15 protein-coding genes are annotated in these 15,079 nt (G+C 56.0%); 2 read left to right on the forward strand and 13 right to left on the reverse strand.

Features of this window, described 5'->3' with window-relative positions:
* Positions 1–256 precede the first annotated feature (256 nt).
* From AC5EFR_RS16725 to AC5EFR_RS16765, 9 genes are all read right to left on the reverse strand, one after another.
* Positions 257–547: an HU family DNA-binding protein gene (locus AC5EFR_RS16725; protein ID WP_299921137.1), complete on the reverse strand. Its 291-nt coding sequence runs from the start codon at positions 545–547 to the stop codon at positions 257–259.
* Between the two features lie 163 nt (positions 548–710).
* A complete protein-coding gene (locus tag AC5EFR_RS16730) occupies positions 711–2,195 on the reverse strand; it encodes an AMP nucleosidase (protein WP_493576910.1) in 1,485 nt (494 codons plus the stop codon).
* A gap of 116 nt (positions 2,196–2,311) precedes the next feature.
* Complete coding sequence (locus tag AC5EFR_RS16735) at positions 2,312–2,872, reverse strand: DUF3299 domain-containing protein (RefSeq protein WP_493576911.1); 561 nt, start codon at positions 2,870–2,872, stop codon at positions 2,312–2,314.
* Positions 2,873–2,921: 49 nt separating this feature from the next.
* Positions 2,922–3,422: a DUF3299 domain-containing protein gene (locus AC5EFR_RS16740; protein ID WP_493576912.1), complete on the reverse strand. Its 501-nt coding sequence runs from the start codon at positions 3,420–3,422 to the stop codon at positions 2,922–2,924.
* Positions 3,423–3,440: 18 nt separating this feature from the next.
* A complete protein-coding gene (locus AC5EFR_RS16745) occupies positions 3,441–4,691 on the reverse strand; it encodes an ABC transporter permease (RefSeq protein ID WP_493576913.1) in 1,251 nt (416 codons plus the stop codon).
* On the reverse strand, positions 4,688–5,383 hold the full coding sequence (locus AC5EFR_RS16750; protein WP_493576914.1) for an ABC transporter ATP-binding protein: 696 nt from the start codon (positions 5,381–5,383) through the stop codon (positions 4,688–4,690). Before AC5EFR_RS16750 ends, AC5EFR_RS16745 begins: the two co-directional genes overlap by 4 nt.
* Positions 5,384–5,389: 6 nt before the next feature.
* On the reverse strand, positions 5,390–6,076 hold the full coding sequence (zrgA, locus tag AC5EFR_RS16755) for a zinc uptake protein ZrgA (RefSeq protein WP_493576915.1): 687 nt from the start codon (positions 6,074–6,076) through the stop codon (positions 5,390–5,392).
* Positions 6,077–6,420: 344 nt separating this feature from the next.
* The gene (locus AC5EFR_RS16760; protein ID WP_493576916.1) at positions 6,421–7,209 is read right to left on the reverse strand and encodes an exodeoxyribonuclease III; all 789 of its coding nucleotides are present in this window, start codon (positions 7,207–7,209) and stop codon (positions 6,421–6,423) included.
* A gap of 202 nt (positions 7,210–7,411) precedes the next feature.
* Entirely contained in the window at positions 7,412–8,065 is a 654-nt protein-coding gene (locus AC5EFR_RS16765) for a peroxiredoxin (RefSeq protein ID WP_493576917.1), read from the reverse strand.
* A gap of 176 nt (positions 8,066–8,241) precedes the next feature.
* On the opposite strand from AC5EFR_RS16765, the gene AC5EFR_RS16770 reads away from it, so the two are divergent.
* Complete coding sequence (locus AC5EFR_RS16770) at positions 8,242–9,681, forward strand: aldehyde dehydrogenase family protein (RefSeq protein WP_493577013.1); 1,440 nt, start codon at positions 8,242–8,244, stop codon at positions 9,679–9,681.
* Positions 9,682–9,802: 121 nt separating this feature from the next.
* Here the strand turns inward: AC5EFR_RS16770 and AC5EFR_RS16775 are convergent, their stop codons facing one another.
* From AC5EFR_RS16775 to AC5EFR_RS16785, 3 genes are all read right to left on the reverse strand, one after another.
* Positions 9,803–10,456 (reverse strand): pseudouridine synthase, encoded by a 654-nt coding sequence (locus tag AC5EFR_RS16775; protein ID WP_493576918.1) that lies wholly within the window; start codon positions 10,454–10,456, stop codon positions 9,803–9,805.
* A gap of 17 nt (positions 10,457–10,473) precedes the next feature.
* Positions 10,474–11,370 carry an EamA family transporter RarD gene (gene rarD, locus AC5EFR_RS16780; protein WP_493576919.1) on the reverse strand — a complete coding sequence of 299 codons (897 nt, stop codon included), beginning with the start codon at positions 11,368–11,370 and terminating at the stop codon, positions 10,474–10,476.
* A gap of 260 nt (positions 11,371–11,630) precedes the next feature.
* Positions 11,631–12,053 carry a DUF3995 domain-containing protein gene (locus AC5EFR_RS16785; RefSeq protein WP_493576920.1) on the reverse strand — a complete coding sequence of 141 codons (423 nt, stop codon included), beginning with the start codon at positions 12,051–12,053 and terminating at the stop codon, positions 11,631–11,633.
* 130 nt (positions 12,054–12,183) lie between these two features.
* On the opposite strand from AC5EFR_RS16785, the gene AC5EFR_RS16790 reads away from it, so the two are divergent.
* Positions 12,184–12,483, forward strand: a complete 300-nt coding sequence (locus AC5EFR_RS16790) for a YciI family protein (protein ID WP_493576921.1) — start codon at positions 12,184–12,186, stop codon at positions 12,481–12,483.
* 90 nt (positions 12,484–12,573) lie between these two features.
* On the opposite strand, the gene AC5EFR_RS16795 is transcribed toward AC5EFR_RS16790, so the two are convergent.
* On the reverse strand, positions 12,574–15,027 hold the full coding sequence (locus tag AC5EFR_RS16795) for a GcvT family protein (RefSeq protein WP_493576922.1): 2,454 nt from the start codon (positions 15,025–15,027) through the stop codon (positions 12,574–12,576).
* Positions 15,028–15,079: the final 52 nt, after the last annotated feature.

Raw genomic sequence — 15,079 nt, forward strand, 5'->3', positions numbered from 1 at the left:
AGTACGATCACACTCGTACCCATAATGAGTAGCTTTTGCCACGTTCTATCCGAACGTGAGCTATTAATTGTTTAGGGTCAGGATGCATTAATTTACCCTGTTTGACGTATTCACGGCTGCTCAAAATGGCGCGGTGACATGTCTGATCTCTATTGGCCGGGCGATACGCAGATGGCGAAGCCAGAGCCTAAGCTAAAACCCACAAACAAAAAGGGCCGCGAAACGCGACCCCTTTCAAGTCTCAAAGGAAGAAGACTTAGGCGTTTACGCTATCTTTCAGCGCTTTCGCGATGGTCATTTTGACCTGCTTGTCTGCTTCTTTCTTGAACTGCTCACCGGTGGCAGGGTTGCGCACCATACGCTCGGGGCGTTCGCGGCAATAGATTTTGCCAACACCCGGCAGGGTCACAGCGCCACCAGCCGACACTTCGGAGGTGATGATGTCGACAACAGCTTCCAGAGCCGCGCCAGCGGTCTTTTTGTCTGCGTCCATTTTTTCAGCCAGTGCAGCAACCAGCTGAGTTTTTGTCATGGGTTTGTTCGCCATTTGAATGGTCTCCTTCACTGCCCAACTCTTTGGGCCCCTGAGGCCGGAATAAACAGGATGTAGCAGGAAAACACAACAATTGGCGTGCAGAAAACCTTTAAAACATGGCGATTCCTGACACTTTCCCCCGCGTTAGGGGCTGGACCCGTTGATTATTTAGCCCCTAAAGGAAGGCGGTCTCCTCAAAACTGCGCAACTTCCGGCTGTGGATGCGTTCCAGAGGCATCTCTCGCAGTTTTTCCATCGCCCGAATCCCTATCATCAGGTGCCGCGCCACCTGTGTTTTATAGAAATCTGACGCCATTCCGGGCAATTTCAGCTCGCCGTGAAGCGGTTTGTCCGACACACAAAGCAACGTGCCATAGGGCACGCGGAACCGAAAACCGTTGGCGGCGATCGTTGCGCTTTCCATATCTAGCGCAATGGCGCGCGATTGGCTTAGCCGTTGCACCGGCCCGCTATGTTCACGCAATTCCCAATTGCGGTTGTCAACCGTGGCTACGGTGCCGGTCCGCATGACCCGTTTAAGGTCGTACCCTTCAAGCTGGGTTTCCTGCGCGACCGCTTGTTCCAATGCAATTTGGATTTCCGCCAAGGCCGGGATCGGCACCCAAACCGGCAAATCCGCATCCAAGACCTTGTCTTCGCGCAGATAGGCATGGGCCAAAACAAAATCTCCAAGGCTTTGGGAGTTGCGAAGCCCGGCGCAATGGCCAACCATCAACCACGCATGTGGACGCAAAACCGCGATGTGATCGGTGGCGGTTTTGGCATTTGACGGCCCAACCCCGATATTGACCAAGGTGATGCCCGCACCGCCTTCACGTTTCAGGTGGTATGTCGGCATTTGCGGCATACGCGGCGCGCTTGGAAGTTCCCCATCGGCGGTTGTGATTTCGGCGTTTCCGGTGCTGACAAAGCTGGTGTAACCGCTCGTCGGATCGGCCAACTGTTCGCGCGCATAGGCTTCGAATTCAGATACATAGAATTGGTAGTTGGTGAAAAGCACATGATTCTGGAAATGCTCGGGATCGGTGGCGGTGTAATGGGCCAGCCGCGCCAAGGAATAATCCACCCGTTGTGCCGTAAAGGGGGCCAGAGGTGCCGGTTCGCCCGGTGCCGGATCAGCGACGCCATTTACAATGTCATCATTGGTGGTTTCCAGATCAGGCACATCAAAAACATCGCGTAGAACAAAGGCCCCTGCCCCTTCCTGCGGAACGGTGATGTCCGGAAAATTCGTAACGGCGAAATGCACCGGCATAGGGGTGTTTGACACCCCGATCTGAACCTTGACGCCGTGATTGTGGAACAACAAACCAATCTGTTGACGCAGGTAATCGCGGAACATCCGAGGCCGCGTGATCGTCGCCGCATAGCAGCCGGGCGACGTAACATGGCCAAAGCTCAACCGGCTGTCGACCTTTGCAAAGCTTGTCGTGGTGATGCGGATTTCAGGATAAAACGCCCGGTAGCGAACGCCGGGATGCCCCTTTGCCATCGCAGACATGAAATGGTCGCGCAAAAACACCGACGCGGTTTCATATAGCTCGATCAACCTATCAACGGCGGCCTTTGGGTCTTCGAAACTTTCGGCCATCGGTGCCTGAGGCGATACGATCTGCAATTCTGCGGCTTTATCCTGCATTGTTTTTCCTTTTGTTTTTAATTGATCGAACCTGACAGGTTGTCGCGGCAGGATCAAGTCAATCCAGCCATGCGAATTGTGAAGGTTTGGCAACGCAGCGCCGCCAAAAACAGTGGTCAAAAGGAAAAGGGCTCAATCTTGTCGGCGGCCATGGCATAGCCAACATCTGCGAAATCGGTGGTCAACGAGGACACGCCGAATTTCCCCGTCACATAAACCGCCTCAAAAAGCCCAGAGCTTTCAAAGGGGGTATCCGTTGTAACAAAGACCAATTGGTTAGCGGGCGGAGGTGGTACATGCACACAGGCACCGACAAAAGGCACTAAAATAAAGGCCGTAACCCCCGACCCGGTGAAATCTATCGGCACGACAAAGCCCCGCATCCGGACGGTTTGACCGTTCCAATCGGTGCGAACCCCGGCCGATGGCGGTTGTTGGCGCGACATCGGCGCAGTGGTGTGATCAATCTCTGCGCGCAGAGAATAGGGGATGCTGATCTGATCCTCGGATGCCAAATCCGCCCAATCCAGAGTGATAATTGTCTCTGCGAAGGCCCGCGCACCGCAAAACGGCAAGACCGTCAGAGCGGCCAAGATCTTTCGCCGAGTCGCCCCGACCTTTGAGGCCCGGCCCGAAGCCAGAGCAAGCGCAGTATTTTTGGCAATCGGCGTCATCATTTCACCCGCTGGGCCCGCCCTGGTGGACACGCGGGCGACCAAAGCCCACTCACCATTCATAGACCTCAATATCATCCGCCGCGATCGAATAGCCGGTGTCGCCTAGGCTGGTGGATTGAAGATTGGTGCGCAAAACCCCCGTGACCCAAATCGCTTGCCACAGCTGATCACCGGGCCAAGGAGACTTGGTATTCACAAAAACAAGCTGGTTTGCGGGGGGCGGTGGCGTGTGAATGCAGGCCCCGACATAGGGCACAAGCATAAAGCTTGTTACCCCCTCGGCGCTCATATCAAACGGCACGATAAAGCCGGGCATCTTGACATAAACACCGTCAAGATCATCGTTTAATTTGACGCCGTTTTCATCATAGATCGGATTCCAGCTGTCATTGGCAACATCCATTTCCCCTTCGCCGATGATTTCAGAATAGGCCACGCCGGGGGGAATCAAATCATCCCATGTGATCTCTCTGACTGTTGCGGCCAATGCGGCTTGGGGCGCGGTCAATGCGCCCGACAAAAGCCCCAGCGCGGCTCTGCGATTCATCATGAGAGCTCTCTCCTTGCGTCACGTTTTGACCATCATACCATCGGCCACCGACATTCTATAGGCCCGCACGGCAGGAACAAGGCTCACAATTGCGCCAGCGGCGACAACGCCCAAAACAACCCAAATTTCGCGCATCATCGGCGCATCAATCGGCAACCAAAGGCCAAAGGCACGATCCACAAGCGGTTGAGCGATCACCAATCCGACATACAACAAGACCACGCCAAGCACGGCCCCAATCGCCGCCATCACCATGGCCTCGACCACTAGCATCGACAGGATCGTAGCCGGACGGGCCCCCATGGCGCGGTAAATCGCCATTTCGCGGCGGCGTTCATTCAGGCTGGAAAAGATCGTGGCCATCATCCCGATCAACGCGGTGACAACCACCATCGCAGACACCGCCAAAAGCGCGGTTTCCGCGATGCCAACAATGCCCCACAGCTCTTGTAAGGCCACTCCCGGCAAGATCGCCAATAGCGGCTCTTGGCTGTATTCGTTGATGGCGCGTTGCAAGCCAAAGGTCCGAAGCGGGCTTTTGACCCCCACCAAGGCCGCGGTCACCGCTTTGGGTGTCAGATCCATTTGCCGAACGGTCTCTTGGGGCGTGGTCTGCCCCGGAATTTTAGCTCCGCTGCGCCAATCGACATGGATCGCCTCGATGGCTTCCATGCTAACAATCACAGTGCGATCAACCGGCGTTCCGGTCTTTTCAAGAATCCCAGAAACGCGAAACGGCTGATCTTTGTGTTCGGTAAAAGAGGCCAACCCATGCGCGACGACAATCGGATCGCCGACCTTGTATCCAAGGGCCTGTGCCACATCTGCGCCGATCACTGTGTCGAACAGATCACCCATTAAGACGCCATCCGCGAAAGCAAGACCACGATCTTGCCGATATTTGTAATGCTCAAAAAATCCGCGCGTGGTTCCCATTACGCGGAATTGCCGGTGACTATCACCAAGTGAGATCGGAACAATCCAATCCACCTCGGAGCGCGCGGCAATGTCCTGATAGCTTTCCCAGGTCACATTGTTGGTCGCATTCCCGATCCTGAAAACGGAATACAGCAAAAGCTGAACCGATCCTGACCGCGCCCCCACGATCAAATCCGTTCCCGAAATCGTATCTGCAAAGCTGGCCTTGGCACCGGTGCGCACCTTTTCGACACCAAGGAAAAGCGCAACAGACAAGGCAATGGCAAGGATGGTCATACCGACCGTAAGCGCCCGCGCCAAAAGCGAGGCAATAGCGAGCCGAAGCGTCATGGGCGGCCTCTTTCGATCTTGGCAATATCTTGCATGCGGATCACCCGGTCAAACCGATCCCCCAATCGCGGATCGTGGCTAACCATAAGAAGGGAAGTGTTGTGTTCGTGAACCTGTTCAAAGAGCAGGTCGAGAAAACTCGCCTGTGTTGTCGCATCAAGGGCCGAGGTCGGCTCGTCTGCAATGATCATCGGCGGATGACCAATCAACGCGCGCGCCACGGCAACGCGTTGTTGTTGTCCAACACTCAAGGTGCTGGCTTTGGCTTCGACCGTGCCCTCAGGCAATCCAAGAGCCGAACACAGGCTGTCCGCCGTCAGCGCCGCATCGCCCGCCCGTGTCCGCCGCTTTGGGGCAAAGCGCAGAGGCAGCAGGATGTTGTCAGAAACCGTCCCAAACGGAAGCAAGTTGAATTGCTGAAAAATCACGCCGATATGTTCAGCCCGAAAGCGATCGCGTGCGCCCCCGGACAAAGCGGACAAATCCGTATCCGCAATAACTACCGATCCGCTATCGGGCGCAATTGTTCCGCAAATAAGCGACAACAGCGTGGATTTTCCCGATCCGCTTTCCCCCAGCAACATCACCGATTCACCAGCGGCCACCGTCAGTTCCGGAACGGACAGGGAAAACCCCGTGCGTCCCGGCCAGCGGTAGCTGACGTGTGATAGGGATAGAACTGCGTTTGTCACCCGCGTTTAGCGCCCAAAATCAAGGATTGGCGCGGTTTTCTCCACGTCATAGGCCTGAGCGCCCGAGGCTGAAATGATCTGAACATCGACGTCTTTGGCATTGGGGAAGGTTTCAAAATAGGCAAAGGTGAGGCCAGTAAAGGCATCTGGGGACGTGCAAGTCAAAGTGAAATGCGCCTCAAACTCCGTATGGCCTGACGCCTCGTCATCCTCTTCATGGTCATGATCGTCATGCTTTTCATCGGCGTGATCGTCATGATCGTGATCGTCATGCGCTTCATCGGCGTGATCGTCATGATCGTGATCGTCGTGCGCCTCATCGGCGTGATCGTCGTGATCGTGATCGTCATGCGCTTCATCGGCGTGATCGTCGTGACTTTCCTCACTCACCAGCTCAGCATGCGCCTCCGTCACAGAACAGTCGGCCGCAGCAGGAACCACAAACAAGTCAAGCGGCGCACGCAATTGCGCCAAAGCCGCATCAATCTTGGCAAGATCATCCGCGCTTGTGGCCGCATATTCAAAGCCAACGATATCCGCACCCGGTGCCCGGAATTCCATAGAAACGGTCGCGCCCTCCATGGCAATATTGAGCGTCCCAACCCCGTGCTCATGCGCATCCAGATGACGGGTTTCTTCGGCAAAGGCGGGCATTGCGGCAAGTAGAGCAATCACAGAGATCGTTTGTTTCATTCTAAATCCTATACGATTTCAAGGGTAAGAAGTCAGGCGGCACAGGCGTCGCGCCGGTCGAAAGCCCCCTGTGCCCTTGGAGAAAAACCAGAACGAAGGATTTGGTCTTAGCCTTACTGCTACGAGCCCAAGCTTGGCCTGTGACGCGCCCGTAACCATCCAGACACGCAAAGCAATCCAAAACCAAGCTGACTTACACATTTTGATACATCACCCTTCGTCCACGCATCGGTTATATTATAACATAACATGAGGCAAGCTGAAAACATCGCCCCTCGTCACCACAGATCGCCTAAACGGGGCACCCGCCTTGGCGATCTACCCCCTTAAACTTTGCCCCGCGATCAGAGATCAAAGGTGGCAAAAACCGGGGCGTGGTCGCTTGGCTTTTCCCAGCCGCGTACATGGCGCAGCACTTTGCTAGAATGGGCCGCGTTGGAAATATCCGGCGTGGCCCAGACATGGTCCAAACGGCGCCCCTTGTCCGCCCCGTCCCAATCCTTGGCGCGATACGACCACCAGCTGTAAAGCAACCCGTCGGGAATATCCTGACGCGTCACATCCACCCATGCGGCGGCATCTTGAACCTGCGCCAGATGTTCGACCTCAATCGGCGTGTGCGAGACAATCTTCAAAAGCTTTTTGTGATCCCAAACATCATCTTCGCGCGGGGCAATATTGAGATCGCCCACCAGAATGCTTTTTTCAGGCTTATGCGCATGAAACCAATCGCGCATTTCAGTCAGGTAATCGAGCTTTTGACCAAACTTGACGTTGATCTCACGATCCGGCTTGTCGCCACCCGCAGGCACATAGAAATTATGGATTGTCACGCCGTTTTCCAACCGCCCGGCGATGTGACGCGCATGTCCCAAATCTGCGAAATCCTCGCGCGCAACCTCTTGGATCGGCAATTTCGACAAGATCGCAACACCGTTATAGCCCTTTTGGCCGTTGGCAACCATGTGGGTATAGCCCAGCTCGGCAAACACCTCGGCCGGGATTTTGTCGACCGGAGACTTGCATTCCTGAAGGCACAAAACATCCGGTGCTTCTTCGGTCATCAGCTGCGACACAAGCCCCTGACGCAAACGCACGGAATTGATGTTCCAAGTGGCAAGGCTAAAGGGCATGGGGTCTCTCCTGATCAACGCGCGCGGACTGTGCCAAGGTGCGAACAAAAGGGCAACCCGAACCCTGCGCTTTGCGCAGAAATTCACCGCTCCAATCCGAACTCCGCTTCGGCACAAGCTTTGCCTTTTCCCACATTTCTTGGGGTGAATGCCGCCTTAGGCGGTAGAGGGGCCGACCCCTTAAAGGCCGACCCCACTCATATTATTCGGGCAATTTCGCCATGCGCAGATAGGGCAAGACCTTGTTGATTTCACCGTATTTGGCCGCAGCATCCTCATCTGAGACCGACATCGGCACCACAACATCCTGACCAACGGTCCAGTTCGCCGGGGTCGCCACATTTTCACGCGCCGAGGTCTGAAGCGCGTCCAATGCTCGCAATACTTCGGCAAAGTTACGGCCAACGGTCATCGGATAGGTCATCGACAATTTCAGCTTTTTGTCGGGCCCCACGATAAACACCACCCGCACGGTGGCACTATCGGCCGGTGTGCGGCCATCCGGCAGCACATATTCGGCCGGCAACATGTCAAACGCCTTGGCAACCGTCAGGTCTTCGTCGGCGATGATCGGAAAACCGGCGGGCGCACCAGCGGTCTTTTCGATGTCGGCTTTCCAACCTTTGTGCTCTTCAACACCGTCAACGGAAATCCCCATCACCTTGGTGCCGCGTTTCTCCCATTCATCCGCCAGCTGAGCCACAGCACCGAATTCGGTGGTGCAAACCGGGGTGAAATCTTTGGGGTGTGAAAACAGGATCGCCCAGCTGTCGCCGATCCAGTCATGCAAGCTCAACTCGCCATGATCGGTGGTGACTGTCAGGTTCGGAATCTCGTCATTGATGCGCAGACCCATGTCGCGTCCTTTCTATAAATGTCGCGGCCAAAACAATGGCCACCGCGAATAGATATTTTCCGTACGTCAGATGTAAACCCCCGTTCTAAGGAGACTTGCGAAGGCTGTGACAGGGTGCCACAGTGCCCCAGAATCCCGCCCTAATGGCGGCCGACATCTCGCTTTGGGAGACCATCATGATCGAGAAAAAACAGTTTTACATCAATGGGACATGGGTTGACCCGGTTGCCGGTCAGGACCATCAGGTTATCAACCCCTCAACAGAAGAGCCCTGTGCGGTGATTTCCTTGGGTGGTCAGGCCGATACCGATGCCGCCGTCGCCGCTGCCAAGGCCGCCCTGTCCGGCTGGATGGCGACCCCTGTCGAAGATCGCATCACCCTGCTGGAAAACCTTTTGGCCGTCTATATGGACCGTGGCGAAGATTTGGCCCAAGCGATAAGCGTGGCCATGGGGGCCCCCATCGACATGTCGCGCACCTCACAGGTCGGTGCCGGGTCTTACCACCTCAAAAACTTCATTCGCGCCGCCAAAGCCTTTCCTTGGGAACATCCCTTTGATGAGCGCACCGATGGTGCCCGTATCATCCACGAGGCCGTTGGCGTTTGCGCGCTAATCACGCCTTGGAACTGGCCGATGAATCAGGTCACCCTCAAGGTTGGCGCGGCTTTGGTGGCGGGCAACACCATGGTATTGAAGCCTTCCGAAGAAAGCCCGCTTGACGCGATGGTTTTCGCAGAGCTGATGGACGAAGCGGGTTTCCCCCCCGGTGTGTTTAATCTTGTGAACGGCGACGGCGTTGGGGTCGGAAGCCAGCTCACCGCCCATGCGGATGTTGATATGGTGAGCTTCACCGGCTCCACCCGCGCCGGTAAACTGATCTCCAAATCCGCCGCTGACACGCTTAAACGCGTCCACCTTGAACTGGGTGGCAAAGGCGCGAACCTGATCTTTGCCGATGCCGATGAAAAGGCCGTCAAACGCGGTGTTCTCCATGTCATGGAAAATTCGGGCCAAAGCTGTAACGCCCCAACCCGCATGATGGTCGAGGCCGACGCCTATGACCGCGTCGTCGAAGACGCCACAGCCATGGCCGCGAAAATTCAAGTTGGCCCCGCCGATCAATCCGGCCGTCACATTGGCCCGGTGGTCAATGAAAGCCAATGGAACAAGATCCAAGACCTGATCCAAACCGGCATTGATGATGGCGCCCGTCTGATCGCTGGTGGGGTTGGTCGCCCCGAAGGGTTGAACAAAGGCTTTTATGTTCGCCCCACGGTCTTTGCCGACGTGACCCCGGACATGACCATCGCCAACGAAGAAATCTTTGGCCCGGTCCTGTCGATCATGAAATTCGACAGCGAAGAAGAGGCGGTACGCATCGCCAATGACACGCCTTATGGCCTAACCAACTATGTCCAAAGCGCGGACGGCGCGCGTCGCAATCGTTTGGCCCGTCAGCTGCGCTCGGGCATGGTGGAAATGAACGGCATGTCCCGCGGCACCGGTGCGCCCTTTGGCGGCATGAAAATGTCGGGCAATGGCCGCGAAGGCGGGGCTCATGGCATCCATGACTTCGTTGAAATCAAATCGATTTCCGGCTGGTCCGAGGACTAAAAACAAAAGGGGCCGCGCTTCATATGAAACGCGGCCCCCTGCTTCTTCTTTCGAAAAATATTCCGGGGAGTCACAAGCCCGCTTGTGACGGGGCAGCGCCCCAATCTCTCCCTATTGGTCTCTAAAACGGTGCTTTTGCCCGCACCCGCACGCCCTTGCCACTTTCAGGATGGCCAAAGCGCAGCTCCTCGGCGTGCAACATCATCCGATCAAAATCACCCGATGTCTCCGGCGCATAAAGCGGATCACCAATGATCGGATGGCCAAGCGACAGCATATGCACCCGGAGTTGATGCGTCCGCCCGGTTTTCGGGAACAGCTTCACACGGGTTTCAGTGTCACCATATCGCGCCACTTTCCATTCGGTCAGCGACGGTTTTCCCGTTTCATGACAGACCATCTGGCGTGGCCGGTTGGGCCAATCCACAGTCAGCGGAAGATCGACCTCCCCCTCCTTTGGCTCCAAGGTGCCAAATAGCCGGGCCACATAGGTTTTTTTGGTTTTACGCGCTTCAAACTGCGCATTCAAATGACGCTGGGCATAGGCAGTTAAGCCAAACACCATCACCCCTGATGTGTCGCGATCAAGCCGGTGAACCAAGCGGGCCGTGGGAAAGGCCACCTCGATCCGGGTCAGCAAACAATCGGCCAAATCCTCGGTCTTGCCGGGCACCGATAGTAACCCTGCGGCTTTGTTGACCGCCAACACCTCAGAGTCCTCATAGAGAACCTCCACTGGGTCCATCGGCGGATTGTAGACATCATTTTGCTGCACGGCGGGCCCCTTGGCGATTACGGCTTTGTTTTAGCCTGGCGCATCTGCCTGACCAAGGGCACGGAATAGATCACAAGCGCTGCCCAAATCAATGGGAAAGCCACCTGACGGGCCGGATCGACCTCTTCGCCAAAGGCAAAAACAGCAACCAAAAAGATCATCGTCGGGGCGATGTACTGCAAAATCGCAATGGTCGAGAGTCGCAAAAGCTTGGCCCCGTTGGCATAGATCAACAACGGCACAGCCGTCACCACACCACAGCCCATCAACAACCACATATCATTGGCGTTATTCATAAAATCAGCCTCAGGCCCCAACCAGATCAGATAGCCCAAAGACGGAATGGACAGGATCAGAACCTCAAGCATGAAGCCTTGATTTGGACCAATGGGCAGGGATTTTTTGAAGTAGGCGTAAAAGCCCCAGCTCACCATGAGACCCACCGGAATCCACGGCGGTCGCGGGGCGGCGACAAAGAGGATGAGAACCGCCAATGCCGCCAATGCGATGGCGACAAGCTGGGTCCGATTGGGTCGCTCACCCAGCATCACAGCGCCCATCGCAACGCTAAACAGCGGATTGATGTAATAGCCAAGCGCCGCATCCACGGTGCGATCTACCGAAATCGCCCAGACATAAATCCCCCAATTGACCGAAATCAGCGCCGCTGTGACACAGGCCATCAGCAACATACGCGGATTGAGCAAAGCCTCTCGTAACTCTTTGGTACGACGCAATAAAATCAACACCAACCCGGCGACAGGCACGGACCAGATCACCCGATGCGCCACCACTTCGATAGCCGAAACATGGTCCAGAAGCTTGAGATACAGCGGCAAAAATCCCCAGAGGAAATAGGCCGTCACGGCAAAGGCAAGCCCGCGGGGGCTATCGGTATTGGTTTGCGATGTCATGGAGGGTCTCCTTGGGGAAAGCAAACCATGCGGTCAAAAAATGTGGAAGCCTTGGAGCAATGACATTTTGTGATACTCGCGCACAATTCGTGATGGACGTCGTGCTGAGAACCGGGCAATCCCCCCTAAACTCCGACCATTTTGTACCGATTGCCCGCAGAAAACGGCCCATTTCCAAGATCAGCACCGGTTTAGAGGACGAGTTTGCAGGTTTGTCTCCAATCTGTACAAAAGCCTTCGCGTTTAGGGGAGATTGCCCTTTAGAAAAGCGCGACCAGAGTGATCAGCACCGCAAGGACAAGGCAGAGCGGCCCGTAGTAGCGTCGATCCATCGTTGCAAAGGGTTCGACCGGGGTCAGCGCCCGCCAAGCTCGGGTATAGGTCGCGCCGCCGCGCAGTGCAAAAACCGCCACCATCACCCAGATCGCGATGCCGTAAATCCAAACAGGAGCGAGGGCCTGAGGCAGACCCGAAACGACGAGAACGATGTGACAACCTAGAAGCAAAAAGACAGCAACCAAAGCGCTTGCCGCCGGGGGTGGCATTCGATCGACGCCCTCAAACCCGGCCACCCGCCGCACGAGGTCTTGTTCGGATGTCGCCGGCCACGTCACGCCAAAGGCCCATGCAACATGCACCCCGGCAATCACAGTTAAAATGAAACACACAATACCAACAACCATGGGCCTCTCCGATTCTTCCTCAACCATACGCTACCGAATGCTTATGGCAAGCAAACATGTGCCAGTCTGGCCCTATTGCCGTCAAACCGACGCGGCTACGGTCACGCAAAAAAGCGAATAGGAGCGAGACATGACAAGATGGGTTGTGGTGTTCAAAGATACACCTGAGATGATGACAATTCGGTCCGACAAAAGGCGGCGCGACGCACATGTGGCCTTTGCCAAAGCCCACCCGGAGCTGTTGATAGGCGGCGGATTAAAACAGGAACCAGAAGAAGACTTTTGCGGCGCGCTTTGGATCGTTGACGCGAAGAGCAAAGACGCAGTCGAGATTCTTGTGCGCGCTGATCCATTCTTTGTGCAAGAATATCGCAGCTTTGACATCTTTGCCTGGGGCAAGATTTTGGAAGACCAGAGCGTCACCTTGTAGACTAAAGCTGTCTGGTCAAAAAAGGCCCCGACGCGTCGGAGCCTTGGTCATTGTCTCGATGGTGATCCAGATGTTGATCCAGCGAAAAGGCTAGACCTTTACCCGTTCCGATTTGGGATCGTAGAACGGCTTGCTCGACACCTCGGCCTTGACGCGGGTGCCCATGACGTCGATCTCGTAGCTTGAGGCCAGAACATCAGCGAGCTTTTCACCGGCGGCGGGCACATAGCCCATCCCCATCGCGCCCCCCAAGGTGTGGCCGTAGTTGCCCGAGGTCAGGTAGCCAACAATTTCGCCATCCCGCAGGATCGGCTCGTTGTGATAGAGCATCGGTTCGGGTTCGGTCAGTTTGAACTGCAACAGACGGTTTTGCGCGCCGATTTCCTTGCGCTTGATCACCGCCTCGCGACCGATGAAATCGCTGCCCTTGTCGACCTTGACCGCAAAGCCAAGCCCGGCATCCACGACGTGATCTTCGCAGGTGATGTCATGGCCAAAATGGCGATAGCCTTTTTCGAGGCGGGCGCTATCCATCATGTGCATACCACAGAGTTTCAGGCCCATGTTCTGACCGGCGGCGTGCAGGGTTTCGAAGACATGCCCGGCCATATCGGCAGACACATAAACCTCCCAGCCCAGTTCACCGACATAGGTCACACGGTGGACACGGGCGAGGCCCATGCCGATTTCGATCTCTTGCGCGGTGCCAAACGGGTTCACATCATTGGTGAAATTCGCGGGTGAGACCGCTTCGAGCAATTTGCGCGAATTCGGCCCCATGACGGCCAAGACACCTTCGCCTGCGGTGACATCGGTGATGACCACGTTGAAGTTGCCTGAATTGCGCATCATCCATGTTTGATCGGCCAAACGGGTCGCGGCCGGAGTGACCACGAGATAGGCCAGTTCCGAGAGGCGGGTGACCGTGACGTCGGCCTCGATCCCGCCGGTGCGGTTGAGGAATTGGGTGTAGACGATTTTGCCATTGGCGACGGAGTAATCGCCGCCACCGATGTAGTTCATAAAGGCTTCGGCATCGGGGCCTTCGACGCGGATTTTGCCAAAGGACGACATGTCATACATGCCAACGTTTTCGCGAATGGCGCGGTGTTCGTCGGCACTATTCTTGAACCAGTTCTGGCGTTTCCAGCTATAGCGGTATTCGCGTTCCTGACCGGGATTGGCGAACCAATTGGCCCGTTCCCACCCGGCAAGTTCGCCCATCACTGCGCCCTGTTCCAACAGGTGATGGTGGAACGGTGTTCGGCGCACCCCGCGGGCGGTTTCCTTTTGGCGATAGGGGAAATGGTCGGCATACAGCAGGCCAAGCGTTTCTTTGGAACGCTCAAAAAGGTATTTTTTGTTGCCTTGGAAGGGCTGCATGCGGGAAATATCGACATCGCCGAGATCAAAGGGTTTTTCGCCGCTGTCCATCCAATCGGCCAGCGCCATACCGGCCCCACCTGCGGATTGAATACCGATGGAGTTGAAGCCCGCAGCGACCCAGACATTATCCATTTCCGGAGCAAGGCCAAGGTGATAGGCGTCATCCGGCGTAAAGGATTCCGGGCCGTTAAAGAAGGTGTGAATACCGGCCTCGGCCAAGAGAGGCACACGTTCGACGGCCTTTTCAAGGATCGGCTCGAAGTGGTCGAAATCTTCTTGGAGCTGATCAAATTCGAAGCTCTCGGGGATGCCCTCCATCGCCCAAGGTTTGGATTCCGGCTCAAACGCCCCAAGCAGGATTTTACCGGCGTCCTCTTTGTAATAGGCGTATTCATCGGGCACGCGCAGCACCGGCATTTGCGTCAGACCGTCAATGTTTTCGGTGACGATGTAGAAGTGTTCGCAGGCGTGTAGCGGCACGTTGACCCCGGCCATTTTGCCGACTTCGTGACCCCACATCCCGGCACAGTTCACCACCATGTCACATTCGATATGGCCACTTTCGGACCCATCATCCGCCATCCAGTCAACGCCGGTGACGCGGCGCCCGGATTTGACGATTTCGGTCACTTTGATGCGTTCCTTGACCAAAGCGCCGCCCATACGCGCGCCCTTGGCCAGCGCCAGTGCGATATTGGCCGGGTCACCCTGACCATCGAGCGGCAGGTAAACCGCGCCTTTGATGCCATCTAGGTTGATGTGGGGATAGAGTTCTTGGACGCGCTCGTTGGAGATTTCCTCGACCTCTACGCCAAAGGCGCGGGCCATGGCGGCCTGACGGTAGATTTCTTCCTTGCGCTCCTCGGTCAAGGCAACGGTGATCGAACCGCAGCGCTTAAAGCCGGTGGCAACACCGGTTTCTTCCTCAAGCGTGCCGTAAAGCTCTTGGGAATACTTGGCGAGTTTGGTCATGTTCTTGGTGGCGCGCAGCTGGGCGATAAGGCCAGCGGCATGCCATGTGGTGCCGGATGTGAGCTGTTTGCGTTCCAGCAGAACAACATCCTTCCAGCCCTTTTTGACCAGATGATAGGCCACCGAACAGCCGATAACACCACCGCCGATTATGACCACACGGGCCTTTTGAGGAAGATTGCTCATGCGCTCACCGTCTCCGAAACGTCTGAAATTTGAGGAAGCTTGGCATGAAAGC

This window comes from Pelagimonas sp. (assembly GCF_058892305.1).